The sequence below is a fragment of the Nostoc sp. TCL240-02 genome, assembly GCF_013343235.1.
Taxonomy (GTDB): domain Bacteria; phylum Cyanobacteriota; class Cyanobacteriia; order Cyanobacteriales; family Nostocaceae; genus Nostoc.
In genome coordinates this window covers 7,256,305-7,277,075 of the sequence record NZ_CP040094.1, presented here as the reverse complement: position 1 = coordinate 7,277,075, position 20,771 = coordinate 7,256,305, and the positions used below count along the sequence as shown (strand labels likewise).

At 41.1% G+C, this 20,771-nt stretch carries 17 protein-coding genes, 1 pseudogene and 1 riboswitch; of the genes and pseudogenes, 11 read left to right on the top strand and 7 right to left on the bottom strand.

Translation table 11 applies throughout. From position 1 onward, the window contains the following. Positions 1 to 139: 139 nt before the first annotated feature. Positions 140 to 388 carry a helix-turn-helix transcriptional regulator gene (locus FBB35_RS31175; protein ID WP_174712837.1) on the top strand — a complete coding sequence of 83 codons (249 nt, stop codon included), beginning with the start codon at positions 140 to 142 and terminating at the stop codon, positions 386 to 388. A gap of 683 nt (positions 389 to 1,071) precedes the next feature. Here FBB35_RS31175 and FBB35_RS31170 read toward each other — a convergent pair. The 3 genes from FBB35_RS31170 to FBB35_RS31160 form a co-directional block, all read right to left on the bottom strand. After that, the gene (locus FBB35_RS31170) at positions 1,072 to 2,181 is read right to left on the bottom strand and encodes a site-specific DNA-methyltransferase (protein WP_174712836.1); all 1,110 of its coding nucleotides are present in this window, start codon (positions 2,179 to 2,181) and stop codon (positions 1,072 to 1,074) included. A gap of 198 nt (positions 2,182 to 2,379) precedes the next feature. Then, a complete protein-coding gene (locus tag FBB35_RS31165) occupies positions 2,380 to 2,769 on the bottom strand; it encodes a hypothetical protein (protein WP_174712835.1) in 390 nt (129 codons plus the stop codon). A 40-nt stretch (positions 2,770 to 2,809) separates the two neighbouring features. Beyond that, positions 2,810 to 4,309 (bottom strand): acyl--CoA ligase, encoded by a 1,500-nt coding sequence (locus FBB35_RS31160; protein WP_174712834.1) that lies wholly within the window; start codon positions 4,307 to 4,309, stop codon positions 2,810 to 2,812. 236 nt (positions 4,310 to 4,545) lie between these two features. On the opposite strand from FBB35_RS31160, the gene FBB35_RS31155 reads away from it, so the two are divergent. Then, positions 4,546 to 5,688 (top strand): BMP family ABC transporter substrate-binding protein, encoded by a 1,143-nt coding sequence (locus FBB35_RS31155; protein ID WP_174712833.1) that lies wholly within the window; start codon positions 4,546 to 4,548, stop codon positions 5,686 to 5,688. 292 nt (positions 5,689 to 5,980) lie between these two features. Next, positions 5,981 to 6,259 (top strand): hypothetical protein, encoded by a 279-nt coding sequence (locus tag FBB35_RS31150; RefSeq protein ID WP_174712832.1) that lies wholly within the window; start codon positions 5,981 to 5,983, stop codon positions 6,257 to 6,259. A 512-nt stretch (positions 6,260 to 6,771) separates the two neighbouring features. Here FBB35_RS31150 and FBB35_RS31145 read toward each other — a convergent pair. Further along, positions 6,772 to 7,233: a hypothetical protein gene (locus tag FBB35_RS31145; protein ID WP_174712831.1), complete on the bottom strand. Its 462-nt coding sequence runs from the start codon at positions 7,231 to 7,233 to the stop codon at positions 6,772 to 6,774. A 431-nt stretch (positions 7,234 to 7,664) separates the two neighbouring features. Between FBB35_RS31145 and FBB35_RS31140 the strand changes: the two genes are divergently transcribed. Then, positions 7,665 to 11,333, top strand: coding sequence for an AAA-like domain-containing protein (locus FBB35_RS31140; protein ID WP_174712830.1), 3,669 nt, complete (start codon positions 7,665 to 7,667; stop codon positions 11,331 to 11,333). Positions 11,334 to 11,421: 88 nt separating this feature from the next. Here the strand turns inward: FBB35_RS31140 and FBB35_RS31135 are convergent, their stop codons facing one another. Both FBB35_RS31135 and FBB35_RS31130 read right to left on the bottom strand, forming a co-directional pair. Further along, positions 11,422 to 12,165 (bottom strand): cobalt-precorrin-6A reductase, encoded by a 744-nt coding sequence (locus tag FBB35_RS31135; RefSeq protein ID WP_174712829.1) that lies wholly within the window; start codon positions 12,163 to 12,165, stop codon positions 11,422 to 11,424. Further along, a complete protein-coding gene (locus tag FBB35_RS31130) occupies positions 12,165 to 12,584 on the bottom strand; it encodes a DUF1636 family protein (protein ID WP_174713838.1) in 420 nt (139 codons plus the stop codon). Before FBB35_RS31130 ends, FBB35_RS31135 begins: the two co-directional genes overlap by 1 nt. A 21-nt stretch (positions 12,585 to 12,605) precedes the next feature. Beyond that, positions 12,606 to 12,769: riboswitch (cobalamin riboswitch) on the bottom strand. A gap of 264 nt (positions 12,770 to 13,033) precedes the next feature. Here FBB35_RS31130 and FBB35_RS31125 point away from each other — a divergent pair. The 4 genes from FBB35_RS31125 to FBB35_RS31110 all read left to right on the top strand — a co-directional run bounded on the left by FBB35_RS31125 (position 13,034) and on the right by FBB35_RS31110 (position 15,952). Next, positions 13,034 to 13,288, top strand: coding sequence for a SemiSWEET transporter (locus FBB35_RS31125; protein ID WP_012411098.1), 255 nt, complete (start codon positions 13,034 to 13,036; stop codon positions 13,286 to 13,288). 248 nt (positions 13,289 to 13,536) lie between these two features. Beyond that, positions 13,537 to 15,192: a radical SAM protein gene (locus tag FBB35_RS31120; protein ID WP_174712828.1), complete on the top strand. Its 1,656-nt coding sequence runs from the start codon at positions 13,537 to 13,539 to the stop codon at positions 15,190 to 15,192. Positions 15,193 to 15,282: 90 nt separating this feature from the next. After that, positions 15,283 to 15,471 carry a CPXCG motif-containing cysteine-rich protein gene (locus FBB35_RS31115; RefSeq protein WP_012411100.1) on the top strand — a complete coding sequence of 63 codons (189 nt, stop codon included), beginning with the start codon at positions 15,283 to 15,285 and terminating at the stop codon, positions 15,469 to 15,471. 19 nt (positions 15,472 to 15,490) lie between these two features. After that, positions 15,491 to 15,952 (top strand): SRPBCC family protein, encoded by a 462-nt coding sequence (locus FBB35_RS31110; RefSeq protein WP_174712827.1) that lies wholly within the window; start codon positions 15,491 to 15,493, stop codon positions 15,950 to 15,952. Positions 15,953 to 15,961: 9 nt separating this feature from the next. On the opposite strand, the pseudogene FBB35_RS35250 reads toward FBB35_RS31110, so the two are convergent. Next, a pseudogene (locus FBB35_RS35250) lies at positions 15,962 to 16,087 on the bottom strand (oxidoreductase); the annotation flags it as partial. Between the two features lie 361 nt (positions 16,088 to 16,448). Between FBB35_RS35250 and crtW the strand changes: the two are divergent. The 3 genes from crtW (at position 16,449) to hflX (ending at position 20,173) form a co-directional block, all read left to right on the top strand. Beyond that, positions 16,449 to 17,210 (top strand): beta-carotene ketolase CrtW, encoded by a 762-nt coding sequence (crtW, locus tag FBB35_RS31105; RefSeq protein ID WP_174712826.1) that lies wholly within the window; start codon positions 16,449 to 16,451, stop codon positions 17,208 to 17,210. Between the two features lie 89 nt (positions 17,211 to 17,299). Further along, positions 17,300 to 18,271, top strand: a complete 972-nt coding sequence (gene cofG, locus FBB35_RS31100; protein WP_174712825.1) for a 7,8-didemethyl-8-hydroxy-5-deazariboflavin synthase subunit CofG — start codon at positions 17,300 to 17,302, stop codon at positions 18,269 to 18,271. Between the two features lie 156 nt (positions 18,272 to 18,427). Continuing rightward, the gene (hflX, locus tag FBB35_RS31095; protein WP_174713837.1) at positions 18,428 to 20,173 is read left to right on the top strand and encodes a GTPase HflX; all 1,746 of its coding nucleotides are present in this window, start codon (positions 18,428 to 18,430) and stop codon (positions 20,171 to 20,173) included. Positions 20,174 to 20,771: the final 598 nt, after the last annotated feature.

Below are 20,771 nucleotides of genomic sequence, written 5' to 3'. Positions count from 1 at the left end.
CGTGCTGTCTTCGTAGTAGCTTTCTAAAACCTATTTTGGGTTTATCCCATATTAGGTTTTAGAATTTAACAGAGTTTAGCTGTATGTACTAACTCTCATTGAGATCGAATAAACCATCGCCAGAAAAAGGCAAGCTAAAGTGCCTAAATCAGTTTTCAGCGAAGAATACAATCGGTTTCGCCAGCTACTCATCGAGGCCCGCAAAGCTGCCAAGCTTACTCAAGCAGAGTTGTCAGCAAAGCTAAACCTTCCACAATCCTATGTATCAAAGTATGAACGTGGAGAGCGTCGTCTTGACATAATTGAATTTTTACAAGTTGCACAAGTCCTTGAAATAGATCCGCTTGCTTTTATCGAAGAACTGCTGAAATATCAAAAGGAGATATAACAATCATTATTCAATATGTTGACTTTAATGGGGCAGATACAATCATTAATAGCCAATATAAGAACGAATGGCATGAGATTAGTACTACTCTCACTAGAATGCCTTTGCACATCAAGGCTTCAGATTAAGCTGGTATTCAGGATAATGCAATATTCGATCCAGTCGGTACAAACGAATACATTAAAGCAGCCTTTATTCATGATGGTTGGCAATCAAATATACCTATCCCAGCACCTTATAGATTTTTAGGTACAGACGTTGATTTTGCTAAAAGTGGTATTATCATTGAAATTCAATTTTCTAACTATCCCTTCATACTCAATAAAACTTTGCGCTCAGAATTGTTCTTCAAAGCTAAAACTGAATTTGTTGGATAACAGACTAATTTGGTAATTCTGGTGACAAAAGCTCTGATGTTTCCTGTTTCTAATAGCACTCTTTATTACGAACAAGCTATTAATCAGTTAACAGCTTTAGTTAAAAACCAAGTTTTTGATGTACCAATCAGACTAGTTGGATTATTTGAACAACAAAATACAATAGTACCCATAATCTGGACTGAGTATTTATCTAAAAGATATTCATAGAACTGTGAATACTAGAGTTAGTCGTGAATGCGAAATCATTGCTGGACGTTCAGCCCGTAGTCGTTGTCTGCTTCGCTTATTGTAAGAATTTATCTATTAACTCCATAATCTCAGTTCAGTTTGTTCTACTTCTTCTACTTTTTTTACTAGTGGATTTTGCAAAGATGTCTTTTTCCCATTACCATTAATCTTTTTATCTACTGGAATTTCTTCACCTCTTAGATTAGCTGCAAAAGCAGATTCTTCATAGATTAATCTATCTTCCATTTCTTGCAAGTGATACTCTTCTGGATAAATTTTTGCTTTGCTGCGTTCTGAAGCTTTATTTCCTATTTGCACATCAAAGTTAAATTTATCAATAGATTTACCAGTTTTTCCCACATAATCCCGCAAAGTTTTTAAATTTGGAAAACAGCCATTTGTATCTGGATTGCCACTGAGACGACGCAACGCAACTTGATGATATTTTAGTTCAATTTCTGATCCGATAAAATGGCGTTCATAATCTCTTGCAACCACTCCCGTAGTACCAGATCCCATAAAGGGATCTAAAACAATATCATTTTTGTTAGTTGTAGCTAATATAATTCTAGCTACCAAGTCTTCTGGAAATTGACAGGGATGTATCGTTTGTTCTTCATGGTTATGTTTAACATTCCGAAATAGACAAATATCACCAGGATTTTTTCCTTCTGGATTGCATGAAAGTTCTCCCTTCCGATTTCCCCGATAATGTTTCTTATTTTGATACTTTTGGGGAACTCTAACAGGATCGAGATTAAATTTATAGTTATCTGATTTAGTAAACCAAAGAAGAGTTTCATGTCTACAAGAAAACTTTTTTTGGGCATGAAGACCATGTTGCCTAGCCCATATAATTCGGTTGCGAGGAATTAATCTGCATGATTCTAAAATCGGAAAAAAGCGAATATCCAGAGGAATCAGCATTCCTCGATCGGAAAAAGCACCAACTTGCCAAAATAGCGAACCTGTGTTTTTCAGAATCCGGCTACATTCAAGCAGAACGGCTGTTTGTTCTTTCAAATAAATATCAAGAGCCTGCCTTGATTCGTATTCTTTGCCTAGATTATAAGGTGGGGAAGATACAACTAAGTCAACACATTGATCTGGCAGATTACTGAGCAGTTGTAAGCTATCCTCTAAGAGAATCTGGTCTAAGGGTAGATTCTCTCTATTAGTCTTCATGACGATACCCACCTTGCAAGTAATATTCAACTCTGGTGATTATAACCTAAAATAGGTTATTAGCTAATTATTGAGAAAAATATCAATAGTAAGTAGAGTACAATACCATACTTAGTTTAATGATTTTACCTTGCGATCCTAGACATACCTAAAAGCGATCGCATTTCCTGAAATTAAAAAATGCGATCGCTGCTTATTTCAATTAGCTTTCCGCTCTTTAAGGACTTGATCTAGCAAATTTCTTGCAGGTTGGGCTTTAGCCAACGCTATTTGATGGTCATTATAAGCGCGAACAAGGCGAGAAAGACTGCTCACACCTGCCTTGAGTTGCTCAAGTTCTTCACCAGCAACCAGTTCTCCATCAAGCATCCGCCCAATTAACGGTTTGATGTCGCCCACTTCCTGCCGGACTTTTTGGAGCTTTTCTAGGCTACTGAGCAAGGTTTTGAGTGAGTTCAAGATGTCGTCAATATCCTGCACATCCTCTACTTGTTCCGGCAAATCTTCAACTGTCACTGTATCTTCATCTGAGATTGTAGGCAATTCCTGTGCAGACATTTCAGTTTGAACCCCGTTTGACCGTGCCATTAACGCTTCCTCAAGGAATTTTCCTTAGTGTATCGCTGATTTAGCCGATGTTAAGCAATTTCGCCATAGCTAACCGTTGCAGTTTCCCCGTAGCACCACGAGGTAGTTGATCTAAAATGTGAATTTGCTTCGGAACTTTGAAGTCTGCCAACAATGTTGAACAGTGGGCTGAAAGTTCTTTTTCGTCAACTTTTCCCTTAAGGACAACAGCAGCGTGGATATCTTCACCTAAAGATTTATGGGGGACGGCAAAAGCTAAAGCTTCGGCGACGGCGGGATGGCGCAGCAAAACATCATCCACTTCTAAAGGAGAAATTTTTTCCCCACCCCGGTTAATTAATTCTTTAATACGTCCAGTCAAGCGGAGATAGCCGTCTGCATCCACAGTACCCTGATCTCCTGTGCGGAACCAACCGTTGACAAAAGCTGTGGCGTTGGCTTCTGGGTTGTTTTCGTAACCATCAATGACATTAGGTGCTTTGACTACTACCTCACCCAAGCTTCCCTGAGATAATAGGTTGCCTTCAGAATCCATAATGCCGACATCCACACCAAAGCCATAACCAACACTACCTGGTTTTCGCTCTTTTGGCGGTAGGGGGTTGGTAGTCATTAAGTGGGATGCTTCAGTCATGCTGTAAGATTCCACCACAGGAGTATTAAGAGTTGCCTCTAACTGTTCAATAATAATTGGGGGCAAAGAAGCACTACTAGAGCGAATGAAACGAAAGCGATTAGCTTGGACAATTTCTGTGTTGCGGCTAGCGCGGGCCAAAATTGTCTGGTGCATGGTTGGCGCTGCGGAGTACCAGGTAGGTTTGTAGGTATCTACTAGTTTCCAAAACTCCAGGGCATTAAAACCATTGGGACAAATTAGTGTGCCGCCCGATACTAGGGTTGACAGCAAACAACCCACCAATCCGTGAACATGAAACAGGGGCATTAAACAAAGTGTAGTGTCGGCTGCTGTGAGTGAGTAAGCAATAATAATGTTGTTGGCTGAGGCGATTAAATTGCGATGACGAATCGGCACACGCTTCGGACGGCTGGTAGTGCCGCTAGTGTGAAGAATCATTGCCAGATCGTCGGCGTTGGGGGGTGCGGGATTCGATGATTCAATTGGTTTTGAGCCTGTTTTGACTAATTCAAAGCTCAATGTGCCGTCAGTGTTTACCTTGGCATTAATCACCATCATATTGGGTGTGACGGCGGCGATCGCTGCTTCTGGTTCATCAGACAAGGTAATCAGGGCATTTGCCTGAGTATCTTCGTAGTAAAAGGCAAATTCGTCTTGTTTGTATTTGGGATTTAGGGGTGCAGCCGTGCCACACAGAGCGGCAGCCAAAAAGGTAATAGCCATTGGTGAACCGTTAGTCATGGCAATGGCTATGCGTTCTCCCCGTTTCAATCCAAAGCTGTTGAGTTGGGATACGAGTTCAACAATATTCTCGCGCAATTGCTTATAAGTTAGCGATCGCCCCCCAGGTGTAACGAGGGCTGAATGATTGTCTTCCCCTGCTAAAAGCTCAAATAAATTCATTAAAAACCTCCAGATTCGTAAAATTGGGCATTGGACATTGGTTATTAATGCTTCTACCTCATTCCCTTCTTTTTATTAAAAAGTATTGTGCTTTTGTATAATATCAACCATTATTTGATTTCTTTTGGTAGTAAGTTAACGGCAAAAAACAAAAGCTAAAATTAAGTCAAGAGTGTATCTGTCGTTACTAGAAATCAGAAAAATATTTTTCAGCAACTAAACCCCATCAAGAAAATATGGATCGTCGGAATTTTCTAAAGTATGCCACTTTAGCAGGATCTAGTTTTGCTTTAACGAGTTGTGTTCAAGGCAAAAATTCCAAATTGCCAGGTGAGGTTTCTCCCTCAGCGTCGCCTGTGGCGGTAAATGAACCTCTCAAGGTGGGATTTGTTTATGTGGGGCCTGTGGGTAATTTTGGTTGGACTTATGCCCATGATTTAGGTCGCAGAGATATGGAAGCCAATCTTAACGATAAGGTAAAAACTACCTTTGTCGAAAATGTCAATGAAGGTGCTGATGCTGAAAGGATAATTCGCCAACTAGCATTAGATGGTAACAAGTTGATTTTTACTACTTCCTTTGGGTATATGAACCCAACAATTAAAGTCGCTAAAGACTTTAGTGATGTTATCTTTGAACATTGTGCAGGATACAAACGTGCTGCCAATGTCGGCACTTATCTAGGACGTTTTGAAGAACCGCGTTACTTAACCGGCATGATTGCTGGCAAAATGACAAAATCAAATGTAGTTGGTTTTATTGGCGCATACCCAATCCCAGAAGTAATTCGGGGAATCAGTGCATTTACACAAGGAATGCGCTTAACAAATCCCCAAGCAAAAGTTAAGGTACTTTGGGTACAAAGTTGGTACGATCCAGCTAAAGAAAGAGAAGCAGCTATTGCTTTGGTCAATTCAGGTGCAGATGTACTGACCCAGCATACCGACTCTGGCGCTGTTGTCCAATTAGCTGAGGAAAAAGGCATTTATGCTTTTGGCTACAACAGTGATATGAGCAAGTTTGCTCAAAAAGCCCACCTGACATCAGTTATTAACAGATGGGGCAAGTTCTATACGGATAAAGCCTTGGCTGTAATGAGTAATACTTGGAAACCTCAAAACGTTTGGGATGGCATTGGTCAAGGAATGGTGGATATTTCGCCGATGAATCAGGTGATTCCGGTAGAGGTACAACAACTAGTGAATGCGAAGCGCGATGAGTTTATTCAGGGTACTGCACATCCTTTTGATGGCCCGATGAAAGACCAAAAAGGGGTGGTGCGAGTTCCAAATGGTAAGGTGTTGGAAGATCGAGGACAATTGGCGATGGATTGGTATGTTGAGGGAGTTGAAGGGTCAATTCCCCAGAGGAAACTATAGTAAGCAATTCCACCGTTAGCGTTAACCTAGTGTCTTATAGAGAAACGGCAATCATAGGAGAAGTTCAGATACTACCCTACAAATTATCTACGCTCCATGCGATCGCAAACCGCCATAGAAAGTTAAGAATAAAAAGTTAGGAGTTGGGAGTTATTCTTTTCATCTCACTCATCGCTCCACTCTATCTACTATTACAAGAGGTAAAGATTAAGTAGCAACTTCGGCAAGTGCGGAGACAATGTAGAGTATCTTCTAATAATTTAGCAAAGTTATAAGCATTGGAGCAAAGCAAATGAATGCTAAACTGATCGCTTTCTCTGGCTTTGTGACGGTATTTTTGGGTGCAGGAATTGGTTTTATTGCTGCTAATTTACTTCCTTGCCCCTACACGAGTCAAATGTATCAAGATTTGGAGCAAAAATACGTCCTTGTAGGTGCAGTTGCTGGTTTACTAATTGGTTCTAGTCAGGAAATGATTAGAGAACTCAAGGAAGAGCGGGATGCGGAAGAAGACTTGCTCCAGGATTTGAATAAAGCTATTCACTCAAGTAAAAATCCAAAAAATTACTGAGATGTTAGTGTAAGACATTGTTTTTTAATTTTCTACACCACAACAGGTTACTAGGGTGGAATAAATTGAAAAATTGCACTTGCTAAATTTTCATCCAAAAAGTTAATACATAAGAAGAGGGTGAGAGTAAAATTGAAAACGCCCTCTTTTTCAAAAATCAATACTGCTGATACCAATTCTATGTAAGGGTGTGCTTTATTTACATAGGGAGAATACCCTCCGGCTACTCCGTTGGAGAACTTGTAGAGTAGCCGCTTGCATCTATATGAATTGCCCAATTGCCCTTACAATGGTATATTTTTTTGTTGGAACGTCTCTAAATAAGAGTTTGGAATTCTCTTCACTTCTCTACGAGAAGCTACGCTAACAATTTTAGGCGTTGCTGAATAATGGGATGATTTAGCTCAATTTGTAAGAAGTTTTCAATGGTTCCAATCACCATTCATCCCAAATTTATGCAACGCCCAATTTTAAATTAGTTAATAGTTTTTTTGAAATGAGCAGTAACAGAGTTATGAATTAAAAACTTTCTTCAAATTTTCTGGCTGCGTTACTGCCAAATATTGAGCCGACATTTCCGGTGTAAGTAGTTCTATCATGACTGTGTTTTCCAACCAGAACTCAATAACATTAAAAAAAGAATCGCGGTTACAACGTAACACTCTCCAACCTTCACGTTTACCAATTAACTCAATTTTTTCTTGACTAGAAGAAACTGAAATTGCTGCATGAGTAGCTGTGAACCCAGAAGAAGTAGGATTTTCTGCAAATGTACACTGGTTATCTCCTTCACCAGGCATTAGCTGAGTTTTTAATGGGTAAACTTCAATTCCTGTTCCATATTCGTCAAGTGGAAAAACCATATAGCTGCCTGGGTGAGGAAAAAAGGGAAAAGCTTGGCCATTCAAGACTTCAGCTAAAACCTCGGCAACATGCTGGGGGTTTTTAACAGAAATAGATATGTGATGAATCATACTTAATTACCTCGTACCCCATAATCATAATGAGGCTTATAAATTTTTTGTTTTGTGGAGTGCTTATCTTCCACTACCAGCTTAATTATCTTTCATCCTCTTTTAATTAATTTATGCAGAGAATAAAACAAATTTCCTGTTGATTAAATTTGGAAAACCTCGCCTATATTCCTCTATCCTAGTAAGTCATGGCTTACACACGAGTCTTGTAGAGTTATCCCAGACGCTTTTATTTTATATCCTCCCAACTCCTGCTACGTTGGCATCTATCACTATCATTTATGGCAATGCTTAATCAAACTGCAAAAAAATTCTAACCTGGCAAAGATATACACGAAATGTAGGCACAATTCATGAATTGCCTCTAGCCGAAAATAAAGATTTTCGGCTATTGTTTACGTAAACTCTGTATTTGATAATTACACTTCAATATGAGATACCAAGTAGGAGGTAGTCTCCGCAGTGACGATCCCACGTATGTTATCCGTGACGCAGACGAAAAACTTTATACTAGCCTGAAAACTGGGGATTTTTGTTACGTTTTCAACTCTCGCCAGATGGGTAAGTCATCCTTACTACAGCGCACCAGTTATCGTCTTAGAGAAGAAGGCTATAGCTGTGTTTATTTGGATATGACCATCTTAGGTATTGAGGATACTACACCAGAACAATGGTACAAAGGCATCATTATCAGCTTGTTCTACAGCTTAAATTTAGCAGAACAGATCAACTTTAAACATTGGTGGGAGATGCAAAAAGGCATTTCCTCAGTACAAAAACTCCACTCTTTTATTGAAGAAGTTTTACTGCCAAACGCCAAAGCCGAACGTATTTTCATCTTTATTGATGAGATTGATAGTCTGCTTAGTTTGAGTTTCCCAATTAACGACTTTTTTGCTTGGATTCGTCAATGCTATAACCAGCGACCAGAGAATTCAAATTTTAATCGCTTGGGATTTGCGCTATTTGGTGTAGCTAGTCCTTCCGACCTCATCGCTGATAAAGGCCGTACACCCTTTAACCTTGGTAAAGCAATTGAGTTACACGGCTTTCAACTACATGAAGCTACTCCTCTACTTCAAGGAGTAAAGGGAGTAATCAGTCAACCACAAGCAATACTGCAAGAAATTATTCATTGGACAGAGGGACAACCATTTCTTACACAAAAACTTTGTAACTTAGTTATTCAACTTGCTACTGAAAATGCTACAGGAATGATTAGCCTTGCTCCAGGTACAGAAGCATTTTGGATTGAGCAATTAGTGAAAACGCATATTATTCAAAATTGGCAATCACAAGACGAACCAGAACATCTACGTACTATAAGAGATCGCCTATTATTCAACGAACTACAGGCAGGGCGGTTGTTGAGTATTTATCAGAAGGTGTTGCAAGCAGAGGAGGCTCTTGGGCAGGGAGCAGGGGGGCAGGGGGGCAGGGGGGCAGGGGGGCAGGGGGGCAGAGGAGATGAGTTTTCCTCCTTACTCCTTCGTCCCTCTGCGCCTTCACCTCTTAATTCTGTCCCGATTGATGATAGTCGAGAACAAACAGAGCTTTTGTTATCTGGTTTAGTAGAGAAACACAACGGCTATCTCAAAATTAAAAATCCCATCTATCGGAGTGTTTTCAATGCTGAATGGGTGTTAAAACAATTAGACAATCTCCGCCCTTATTCGCAGACATTCAATGCTTGGGTAGCATCAGGGTATAAAGATGAATCGCGTTTATTGCGAGGACAGGCTCTTAAAGATACTCAAAATTGGATACAGGGCAAAAGTCTAAGCGATTGGGATTATCAATTTTTAGCTGCAAGTCAAGAATGCGAACAGCGCGAAGTGCAAACAGTATTGGAGGCAGCACGGGCAAAAGAGGTAGAAGCACGACTAGCACAAGAGCAAAAAACTGCTAAATTTCAAAGGTTTTTGCTAGTTGCAGTGTGTATTGGTTTGCTTGTCTCTAGCATTTTGGGGGTGGGAAGTTTCATTATGTATCGTCAAACAAAAAGAAGCGAAAGTCAAGCTAAGAGCAGCGAAATTCGAGCGCTTGTATCTTCTTCTGTTGGACTGTTTGCCTCCCAACGGAGATTGGATGCGCTTGTAGAAGCAATCAAAGCCAAAGATAGACTGCATAAGCTAGGAACAACTAACTCAAATCTTGCACTTCAAGTTGAAAACGCACTCAGGCAAGCAGTTTATGGAGCAGATGAATACAATCGTTTTTCCGATCATACAGCAAGTGTTATGGCGGTAGATGTTAGTCCTGATAGTTCTTTAATTGCCTCAGCCAGTATAGACAATACAGTTAAGCTTTGGCAATGTGATGGTACGGAAGTTGCAACTCTCAAAGGTCATAAGGGAGCAGTTAGAGCAGTAGATTTTAGTTCTGACGGTCAAATACTAGCCTCGGTGGGTGAAGATGGGACTATTAAACTCTGGAAACTAGATGGTACTCTGCTCAAAACTTTTAAAGGTCACACCGCTTCAGTCTGGGGAGTAGCATTTAGTCCTGATGGCCAGTTCCTCGCCTCTGCTAGTTGGGACGCAACAGTGAAACTTTGGAAGCGAGATGGTACTTTGCTCAAGACATTTCAAGGTTCTAAAGGTGCGTTTTGGGGAATCGCTTTTAGTCCTGATGGCCAGACTATTGCTGCCACCAGTCTAGACAGGACAGTAAAACTCTGGAAACGAGATGATTCAGGCTGGCAAAACGCCAAACCTCTACAAACTCTCCAAGGTCACACTGCTTGGGTTGTAGGAGTAGCTTTCAGTCCTGACGGAGAGACTATTGCTTCAGCGAGTGAAGACAGAACTGTTAAACTGTGGCGGCGAGACAGCATAAGTAAAAGCTACCGCCTTGATAAAACTCTGCAAGGGCATGATGCTGGAATTTCGGGAGTAGCATTTAGTCCCGATGGTCAGACTATTGCTAGTGCCAGTCTCGACAAAACGATTAAACTTTGGAATATTGATGGTACAGAACTGAGGACACTTAGAGGGCACAGTGCCTCAGTTTGGGGTGTAACTTTCAGTCCAGATGGCAGCTTTATTGCTTCGGCAGGTGCAGAAAACATGGTTAGACTCTGGCAAAGTCAAAATCCATTTCAAAAGTCTATCATTGCTCATAAGGCGGGGATTTGGTCAATAGCGATCGCATCTGACAGTTCAACTATCGCTACAACCAGCCACGAAAATATGGTGAAATTTTGGAGTCGTCAAGGCAAATTGCTCAAAACTATCACTGAATCCAAGGGTGAAGTCTCCGAGGTTTCATTCAGTGGCGATGACAAGTTAATTGCGCTTTTCACTTCCGATGATTCGGTAAAAATCAAGAAGCGAGATGGCACTTTAATTGCTAGTTACAAATATCTTCACAGCAAAGTGACATCAGGGGTGTTGAGTCCTGACGGGCAAACAATTGCAATGGCGGGTGTTGATAAAAATATTCAGATATGGCAGCGCGATCGCCTCTGGCGGGGCGTAGCCCATCGCACCGCGACTTTGCAGATCCTCAAAGGACATCAGGCGGAAGTTTGGCATGTCGTATTTAGTCCAGATGGTCAGCTCGTTGGTTCAGCTAGCAGTGACACTACTGCTAAGTTGTGGACACTTGACGGCAATTTGTTTAGAACCCTTGTAGGACACTCGGCGGCAGTATGGAGAGTTGTTTTTAGCCAAGATAGTAAAATGCTAGCTACTGGAAGTGGTGACAACACCGTTAAGCTGTGGACGTTAGACGGCAAGTTATTGAATACATTCAAAGGTCACAAAGCTGCAATTTGGGGAATTGCTTTTACTCCTGATGGAAAAATTGTTGCTTCTGGCAGCGTCGATGCTAGCATCAAACTTTGGAAGCTAGATGGTACAGAACTAACAACCCTTACAGGACATACCGCAGCGATTAGGGTGGTTGCAATCAGCCCTGATGGAACTTTGCTTGTTTCAGGGGGTGATGACAACACGCTCATTCTGTGGAATTTACAGCGAATTCTTAATCTAGATGTATTGAATTATGGTTGCACTCTGGTGCAGGATTATTTGAAAACTAACACCGCAGTGGAACAGGGCGATCGCTCCCTCTGTAATATGCGAAAGTCTAAATAATTTCTCTCGTTGGGGTGGGTTTTTATTGATGCGATCGCCTTTCTTATACAAAATTCCCTTGTATTATATAGAAAATTGGCATTTTTCACTAATCATGCAATTTGTCAAGTAGCCATACCAAAGCACCATCAACATTACTAACTTGCTCTCCTGGTGGTATGGCTGGACGATTTACCATCACAACATTCACGCCCAGTTCTTGCGCTGCAATAATCTTGGGCTTTGTGGCATCGCCACCGCTATTTTTACTCACGATGGTATCAATATTGTTATCAATCAGGATTTGCTTTTCATTATTGAGGGTAAAGGGCCCGCGATCGCACAATATCATCCCCGGTGGTACTAAGGCATCATCAACAGGAGGGTCAATCATCCGCATCAAAAACCAAATTTCCTCTAGGTGAGCAAAGGCGGCGAGTTCTTGTCTGCCAACCGTCAAAAATACCCGATGTGCTTGGTTTTGCAGTGATGCGGCGGCGGCTTCAACGCTATCAACTTCCATCCAGCGATCGCCACTTTCTTTTTCCCAAGGTGGGCGTATTAACATCAGACGGGGTACTCCGACTTCATTTGCAGCATCTGCCGCATTGAAAGAAATTTGATTAGCAAAAGGATGGGTTGCATCAATTAATAAGTCGATTTGCATTGCTCGCAGATAGCTAGCCAATCCAGTCACACCACCAAAGCCTCCAACTCGTAAATCGCCCAACGGAACTGATGGTTCACGGGTACGACCGGCTAAAGACGTGATTGCATCTAATCCTTGAATAGTAGCGACTCTAGCAGCTAGTTCTGCGGCATCTCCTGTACCACCCAGAATCAAAACGCGCATTAGTGAGATAAAGGTGGAATCTTTGCTAAAATGCCCTTCTTCAGGGCTTCTGGACGCTCTGACCAAGGCAGCAAACCATCTGCTTTGACATAGTATTGACTAGCACATTTTAGTATCGCAGATGCACTATTATCAACGGCTAAATCACCAAACAAATATGTTAATTTACCTTTGGCAGCAAAGGCAACAACACAGGAACGATTACAAGCACTCATACATTCAACTTCTTGAATTGGGAATTCATCTCGTAACTCCCAATCTTGTGCAAGCTGCTGAAGTTGGTGTAGAAGTTTTTCACCACCACTTTCACCTAAGCGTTTTCCCTCTTGCCAAACGCTAGCACAAGTTTTGCAAACAAATAAAGTATGGTCAGCAACACCCAAGGAATTCGCTGGGGAAATATTCACAGTAGTAGTCATCTGTACCTCGCAGATATGTGGAACTAGTAAATCTATTTCGGTGGGCATCCTGACTCACTCAATTTGAGATTTAGATTACATCTCAAATTGGTTTACAGTTGCGGGACAGCGCCGGATTTGCACCGAACTTTCCCCGTTACCTCTGGTAGCTGCTCCCCACCAGAACCGAATAACCTTATCGATCATACACTAGGGTTATCTAAGAAAAGGATATAGGACTCATATTTGATTCTTGAAAAAATTCAGTATAGTTCAAAGAGCCTTCTTGACTATTGCCTCTTGCCTTCACAGGTAAGTAAGCCATGCTGTGCGAACAAAAATCAAAGACGCTCGATGACTCGCTACCGCTTCGCTATCGGATTGCTACATGACCTATGCAACAAAATTATCAAGATCAGCTTCTAAATTTTTCAACAACTAAAAACTTTATTTTATAGGTTTATATCTCAATGGATTTTTTGACAATTCTAGGATTAGCGGCTGCCACAATAACCACAATCTCTTTTTTGCCACAGATGTTTAAAACATGGCAAACAAAATCAGCAAAAGATGTTTCTTTTTTAACGCTGATTACATTCATAACTGGTATTTTTTTGTGGTTAATTTATGGAATATATCTACAATCATTACCAATTATTCTTGCTAATAGCGTGACATTGCTTTTTAACTTGATAATTCTATGGCTTAAAATTAAATATAGATAAAAAAACCTAGCTAAGTAAGTTGGTATAAATAAACCAAATTATGTTATGAAACGTAAATAGTCTTAAAGTCCTTACTAATGACAAAGGACAAATGACAGCTCTTGCCAGTTAGCTTTAATTGCGCCAACCTACTTACAGCAACTCTCGTCAGCCGGTGCAGACTCAAATGAAACCCATAAAGGTGAGTTTTGCTTCTGTAGGTGTGAATTCTATGAAACTGCATTATTCAAACCCCCTAAAAAACGCCTGTGACAACATCTGTATTTGACTCTGAACGCCTCCTTTTCACCCCCGCCAGCCAAGACACCAACGCTATCCCCATAATCTTCGCCTTTCCCAATGAATATAGCGTAGGTATCACTAGCCTTGGCTATCAGGTAGTTTGGGCAACCTTGGCAATGCGTGATGATGTGCAGGTGAGTCGCCTGTTTACAGATACTCACGAACAACTCCCCAGAACGCCAGAAATTGTGGGATTTTCGATTTCCTGGGAACTGGATTATGTGAATATTTTAAATTTGCTGGAATCTTTAGAAATTCCTATTCAAGCAACTTCTCGTGATGATTATCATCCGATAATTTTTGGTGGTGGTCCCGTTCTCACAGCTAACCCAGAACCTTTTGCAGATTTTTTTGATGTAATTTTACTGGGAGATGGCGAAAACCTACTGGGAAATTTCATTGAGGCGTACAAAGAAGTAAGAAATGCTTCTAGACAAACTCAACTCAAAAGACTTGCACAAATCCCAGGAATTTATATTCCCAGTTTGTATGAAGTCGAATACCACACAAGAGATGGTGCAATAAAGTCAATTAAACCGATTTCTCCAGAAATTCCCGCAGTGGTGCAAAAACAGACTTATCGGGGAAATACTCTATCAGCTTCGACTGTAGTCACCGAAAAAGCCGCATGGGAAAATATTTACATGGTGGAAGTGGTGAGAAGTTGTCCAGAAATGTGCCGCTTTTGTTTGGCAAGTTATCTCACACTGCCTTTTAGAACAGCCAGTCTGGAAGATTCCTTAATTCCAGCGATCGCAAAAGGTTTAGAAGTCACAAATCGGCTAGGATTATTGGGGGCTTCTGTAACTCAGCATCCAGAGTTTGAAGCTTTGCTACATTATATAAGTCAGCCAAAGTATGATGATGTTCGTCTCAGTATTGCCTCAGTGCGAACCAATACCGTAACAGTCCAGTTAGCAGAAACTTTAGCAAAACGAGACACGCGATCGCTTACCATTGCAGTAGAGAGTGGTTCTGAGAAAATCCGGCAAATCATCAACAAAAAGCTGCACAACGACGAAATTATCCAAGCGGCGATAAATGCCAAAGCTGGCGGATTAAAAAGCTTGAAACTCTACGGAATGGCAGGAATTCCCGGTGAAGAAGCAGAAGATTTAGACCAAACCGTGGCGATGATGCGTAATATCAAAAAAGCTGTACCAGGATTACGCCTAACATTTGGATGCAGCACCTTCGTACCGAAAGCACATACGCCATTTCAATGGTTTGGGGTGAACCGCCAAGCAGAAAAGCGGTTACAGTTTTTGCAAAAGCAGTTAAAACCGCAGGGGATAGAGTTTCGCCCAGAAAGTTATAATTGGTCGATTATACAAGCTTTGTTGTCGAGAGGCGATCGCAGAGTGTCCCAACTTCTGCAACTGACTCGTGACTTTGGCGACTCCTTGGGTAGCTACAAACGTGCTTTCAAACAACTCAAAGGACAAATCCCTGACTTAGATTTCTACGTCCACGCTGATTGGTCTACAGACCAAATATTACCCTGGAGTCACTTGCAAGGGCCTCTGCCACAGTCTACACTACTAAAGCATTTGGCTGATGCTAAGAGTTATATCAACCCATCTCCAAAAGAACTACAGCCGTTACTGGGGGCTAGAGACTAAGGACTGGGGACTGGGAACTAGGAATTAAAAATTAATATCCAATACCCAATACCCAATACCCAATACCCAATACCCAATCCCAAAAACTTGATGCAAAACACAGCTGAGTATTACTGCGCTTATTGCGGTGAACCGAACTTAACTTTTATTGATTTGAGTGCTGGAGGGCAGCAATCTTATGTAGAAGATTGTCAAGTTTGCTGTAACCCAAATATTTTGTATGTAAGGGTTGATGAAGATACCCTAGATATCGAAATTGATACAGAATCAGAAAGTTGAATTTTAGGTTTTTCTTTCCATGCTGCACTTTAAACATTCTTCAGTAATTAATGCCTCACCAGAAGTAGTTTGGAAATTTCATGAAAGGCCAGATATTTTGCAAATACTGAATCCACCTTGGCAGCCAGTCCAAGTAGTTCGTCGTGAAGGGGGACTGAATGTGGGCGCTATTACAGAATTTCGCCTCTTTCTCGGCCCACTACCATTAACTTGGTTAGCGCGTCATACTGAATGCGATAAATATCGCTTATTTACCGACGAACAAATATCTGGTCCCTTTGAATATTGGGTACATCGACATGAATTTGAACCGGAAAATGGCAAAACTAGACTAACTGATGCTATTTCCTTCTCCATGCCTGGTGGAGGAACAGTTGAATTTGTCAGTGGTTGGTTAGTGCAAGCCCAATTAGAAGCAATGTTTCGCTATCGCCATTATGCGACTAAACGAGAATGTGAGTCACAATACAACTTGGGTTAATAGCAAAAATTAATTATCCTGATTCTTCAACCCTTGGCGTGAAACCCACTTTATCAAATCAGGAAACAAGCGATACAAAGCTTGCGAGAAATTCGCCGAACCAACCATCACTTGTGACTTCTTATTCTTAACAGCAAGCTACAGCCTAGTGCAGTCTGCATCGGTACTCATTTTCTTTACTCCCCATTAATCTGAGTGTTTTTGTTACAGACTAATTACAAAGGAGTAAAGAGAAGACCCTGGTTATTGGATATACCAGGTTGAACACTGTCGTCGCTCATATCACCCAAGCTTTCAAGCGAAAACAGTTTTTAGAATAGCAGTTGCTTGTGTAATAATAGTTAAAGTATCTTAATGTTTGTACATATTATTAGAGTATTCGCACTGTCTAATTCAAAACACTGACCACTAATAGAGTTTTCTTGATGGTAGTTAGTGCTTTTTATCGTGACTATATTTTAGGAATTTTCATCTGAATACTAGGCGGAGTAAAAGCGTGATTCAATTAGAGCAACCACACAGTCATCAGCCAAAATCGACCCCATCAGGGAAAAATAAATCTCAGTTCAAGGCAATTTTAATTGCTACGATTATTGTTGCTACATGGGTCATTAGCCTGAGTTTATTACTTTCTCTTGACATCTCCAAGTTAACATTTTGGATGCTATTGCCTAGTATACTTTGGCAAACATTCTTATATACAGGATTATTTATTACATCTCATGATGCTATGCATGGGGTAGTCTTTCCCCAGAACACCAAAATTAATCATTTTATTGGGACATTAACCTTATCTTTATATGGTCTTTTACCATATAAAAAATTATTAAAAAAACATTGGATACACCACCACAATCCAGCAAGCCAAATAGACCCAGATTTTCATAATGGGAAATACAAAAATTTCTTCGCGTGGTATTTTCATTTCATGAAGGGTTACTGGAGTTGGGGACAAATCATTGCACTGACTATTATCTATCACTTTGCTAATCATATCCTCCATATACCCCATGCTAATCTAACAAACTTCTGGGTCATTCCTTCGATTTTAAGTTCATTTCAATTATTTTATTTTGGTACTTTTCTACCCCATAGCGAACCCATTGGAGGTTATATTCAGCCTCATTGTTCGCAAACAATTTCCCGTCCAATTTGGTGGTCTTTTATTACGTGCTATCATTTTGGCTATCACAAGGAACATCATGAGTATCCCCATATTCCTTGGTGGCAGTTACCAGAAATTTATAAAACAAAATAGTTGTTGTTTATCTAATATTAATATAATAACAATAGTCACACGGTAATCTATATAGTTTGAGCAAGGCATTCTTTTAGATTATCCTAATTATGCGAATTAATAATTCTCGTCTTGTTACCTATAGCCCTGCTTATACAATCGTTCCAACTTACGAATGCTTTAATCAGTGTAGTTACTGCAACTTTCGTAGTGAACCGGGTAAAAGTCCCTGGATGAGTATTTCAGATGCAGAAAGTATTTTAAAATTACTTCAAAGCGAAAAAGTCTGTGAAATCCTTATACTCAGTGGTGAAGTTCATCCCCATTCACCAAGGCGTGAGGTGTGGTTTAGGCGAATTTATGATTTGTGCAAATTAGCGCTCTTTATGGGGTTTTTACCACATACTAATGTAGGACCACTAAGTTTTGATGAAATGCAAAAACTTAAGGGTGTTAATGTTTCGATGGGATTGATGTTGGAACAGTTAACGCCAACATTGTTAAATAGCGTACATCGGCACGCACCGAGTAAATTCCCAGAAGTGCGTTTACAACAATTGCAATGGGCGGGAGAGTTACAAATTCCCTTCACGACTGGGTTACTGTTGGGAATCGGAGAAACCGTTAATGATTGGTGGGAAACTTTAGAAGCTATATCTAACTTGCACCAACATTACCATCACATTCAAGAAGTAATCCTGCAACCTCATAGTCCAGGAAATCAGCAAACTTTTGATGCACCTCCTTTTGATCCCCATCAATTACCAGAAGTAATTGCTAAAGCCCGTGAGATTTTACTGCCAGATATTACTATTCAAATTCCGCCGAATTTAGTTAAGGATGATTGCTGGTTACTCGCTTGTATTGAAGCTGGTGCGCGAGATTTGGGCGGAATTGGGCCAAAAGATGAAGTGAATCCTGATTATCCCCATATTCAAGAACAGGCATTGAGAAATATTTTACAGCCTGCTGGATGGGAATTAGCGGCGCGATCGCCAGTTTATCCTCAATTTGATAGCTGGCTATCGGAAGAATTACAAACCGCAGTGAAGCGATCGCGGAATGCTATGTTATTGGTTTAACATTGCTAGACGCGTACCACCAAAATAGCTTAAAATCAAGACTATAAGTGACAAATTCCCAATGCATCCCTCACAAGATATAGATAGGAGCCTAAACCCTGTTGTAAAATAGACATAAGAAGGATTTGGGGGGCCATTTACTGGTCATAAACGCCTATAGAAACTATCTACGGAAATCTCCAAGGTTTAAAGTCCAGCCAGCTGAAGCAACTACAGCGGCTGTATCACCAGCGTATACCAGGCGATCGCATCACCACGCCTGAGTTTTCCCAGCGTCTGGCAGCAATTAGCACAGAAGTCAATCAGCCTGTGTGCGCCTACATCAACCGTCGCGGACAAGTGATTCGCGTTGGGGTAGGTACACCACGTCAAACGCAAATACCACCGATGGAATTGCCCCGTTACGGTGCAGAACGACTCAGTGGTATTCGTTGTATTGCCACCCATCTGAAGCCAGAACCGCCAAATGAAGCGGCACTTACGGCTATGGCGTTACAACGTTTAGATGCCCTAGTTGTCCTAAACATTACTGGAACAGGATTTACACGGCGGGGCGGCGGTGCAACTGGGTATGTTAAAGAAGCTTATCTAGCTCATCTAATACCCCAAGAGTCTCGCACCCTGATTACTAGTCCTGCTGCTTTCAAAGTAGGGGAAAGCCAAATTCAAACCCCAAGTTGGAATATATCGCCACCTATGGGCTTGGATGATTTGGCAGACCAAGATTTAGTAGACTTGGTAGAAAATCTAGAAGCAGAATTCCAGCGCGAATTTATTGCCCAGGAAGTAGATGCTGACCACGATCGCGTGCTAATTGTGGGGCTGATGACGAGTGAGATGACTCCCCTACAATTCCAAGACACCCTATTAGAATTGGCACGTTTAGTTGATACTGCTGGGGGAGATGTATTACAGACAATACAACAAAAGCGATCGCGCATTCATCCCCAAACAGTAGTTGGTGAAGGTAAGGTGCAAGAAATTGCCCTAACTGCCCAAACACTAGGAGTTAATCTTGTCGTCTTCGACCGCGACCTCTCACCCTCCCAAGTCCGCAACTTAGAAATGCAGATTGGTATCCGGGTAGTTGACCGCACCGAAGTAATTTTGGATATCTTTGCTCAACGCGCTCAATCCCGTGCTGGGAAATTGCAAGTAGAACTAGCACAGTTAGAATACATGCAACCGCGACTAGCTGGTAGAGGTCGTACCATGTCCCGATTGGGTGGTGGTATAGGGACTCGTGGTCCTGGTGAAACAAAACTGGAAACAGAACGCCGTGCCATTGGCCAACGTATTTCCCGACTGCAAAAAGAAGTGAACCAATTGCAGGCACATCGTTCGCGGTTACGCCAACGAAGGCAGCATCGAGAAATTCCCTCAGTGGCTTTGGTTGGATATACCAACGCTGGTAAATCCACTTTGCTGAATGCTCTCACTAATGCAGAAGTTTATACAGCCGACCAATTATTTGCCACTCTCGATCCTACGACGCGCCGTTTGGTGATTCCTTATGGCGAAACAAATGAACATCAAGAAATTCTGATTACAGATACGGTAGGGTTCATACACGAACTGCCTGTATCATTAATGGATGCCTTCCGCGCCACCTTGGAGGAAGTCACAGAAGCTGATGCCCTACTGCATTTAGTGGATTTGTCTCATCCAGCTTGGTTGCGTCATATTCGCTCAGTCAGAGAAATCTTAGCGCAAATGCCAATAACTCCTGGTCCGGCGTTAGTTATCTTTAACAAGATCGATCAAGCAAATAGTGAGACACTGGCTTTAGCTAGAGAAGAATTTCCCTTAGCGGTATTTATTTCAGCGAGTCAGCGCTTGGGATTAGAAACCCTACGTCACCGCCTTGCTCAACTGATTGAATATGCAGTTGACAGTAGGTAAATGTTGAGTAACTAATTCAGTGTTAGCACTTTATATTTAGTGTCGTGAATATTTAACTTTGGGGAAGGCAATTTATCGCCTTCCCTTATTTATTGCATTTTTATAAAGAAGAGTAGAAAAGTTGAATTATGCTTTTAAACTGTAATTCTCCAGATATTTTTAACGCACCATTTTAGCCTTGCCACGCCACTAGTACCAATACGCTTGGGTTAGCGCCAAAAAACTTAAACTGCGTAGGTTGGGTTAAGCAAAGCGCAACCCAACAAAGTCCCAGAAATGTTGGGTTGCGCTTTGCTTAACCCAAGCGTATTGACATCAGTACAATGGTTTTATAACTCCTATCTGATTTTTGTTCGCGCAGCGCAAACGAGATAGGTAGGGAGTGGGGAGTAGGAAGTAGAGAAAAAGCCTTTTTAAGTTCTAGTGAGTTTTTTCAAAAATAAAATCTGATTTTGAACAATATTTTAAATAAAACCTGATAAAGCTGGCTTTTCATCCTCAGTATGTTTTCAAGTATCAAATAGGAGTCCTATATTTAATTTAGCTCATGTACTTAGTGAAAAATTAAAATATCTACTCGTGTAGATTGGCGTGAGAT

Bases quoted from the DNA above. Each gene is read 5' to 3' on its own strand.
- FBB35_RS31170 (WP_174712836.1), bottom strand. From the start codon at position 2,181: ATGAAGACTAATAGAGAGAATCTACCCTTAGACCAGATTCTCTTAGAG.
- FBB35_RS31135 (WP_174712829.1), bottom strand. From the start codon at position 12,165: ATGCGCGTTTTGATTCTGGGTGGTACAGGAGATGCCGCAGAACTAGCT.
- FBB35_RS31155 (WP_174712833.1), top strand. From the start codon at position 4,546: ATGGATCGTCGGAATTTTCTAAAGTATGCCACTTTAGCAGGATCTAGT.
- FBB35_RS31110 (WP_174712827.1), top strand. From the start codon at position 15,491: ATGCTGCACTTTAAACATTCTTCAGTAATTAATGCCTCACCAGAAGTA.
- cofG (WP_174712825.1), top strand. From the start codon at position 17,300: ATGCGAATTAATAATTCTCGTCTTGTTACCTATAGCCCTGCTTATACA.
- FBB35_RS31130 (WP_174713838.1), bottom strand. From the start codon at position 12,584: ATGACTACTACTGTGAATATTTCCCCAGCGAATTCCTTGGGTGTTGCT.
- FBB35_RS31125 (WP_012411098.1), top strand. From the start codon at position 13,034: ATGGATTTTTTGACAATTCTAGGATTAGCGGCTGCCACAATAACCACA.
- FBB35_RS31115 (WP_012411100.1), top strand. From the start codon at position 15,283: ATGCAAAACACAGCTGAGTATTACTGCGCTTATTGCGGTGAACCGAAC.
- FBB35_RS31160 (WP_174712834.1), bottom strand. From the start codon at position 4,309: ATGAATTTATTTGAGCTTTTAGCAGGGGAAGACAATCATTCAGCCCTC.
- FBB35_RS31145 (WP_174712831.1), bottom strand. From the start codon at position 7,233: ATGATTCATCACATATCTATTTCTGTTAAAAACCCCCAGCATGTTGCC.
- FBB35_RS31165 (WP_174712835.1), bottom strand. From the start codon at position 2,769: ATGGCACGGTCAAACGGGGTTCAAACTGAAATGTCTGCACAGGAATTG.
- FBB35_RS31150 (WP_174712832.1), top strand. From the start codon at position 5,981: ATGAATGCTAAACTGATCGCTTTCTCTGGCTTTGTGACGGTATTTTTG.
- FBB35_RS31140 (WP_174712830.1), top strand. From the start codon at position 7,665: ATGAGATACCAAGTAGGAGGTAGTCTCCGCAGTGACGATCCCACGTAT.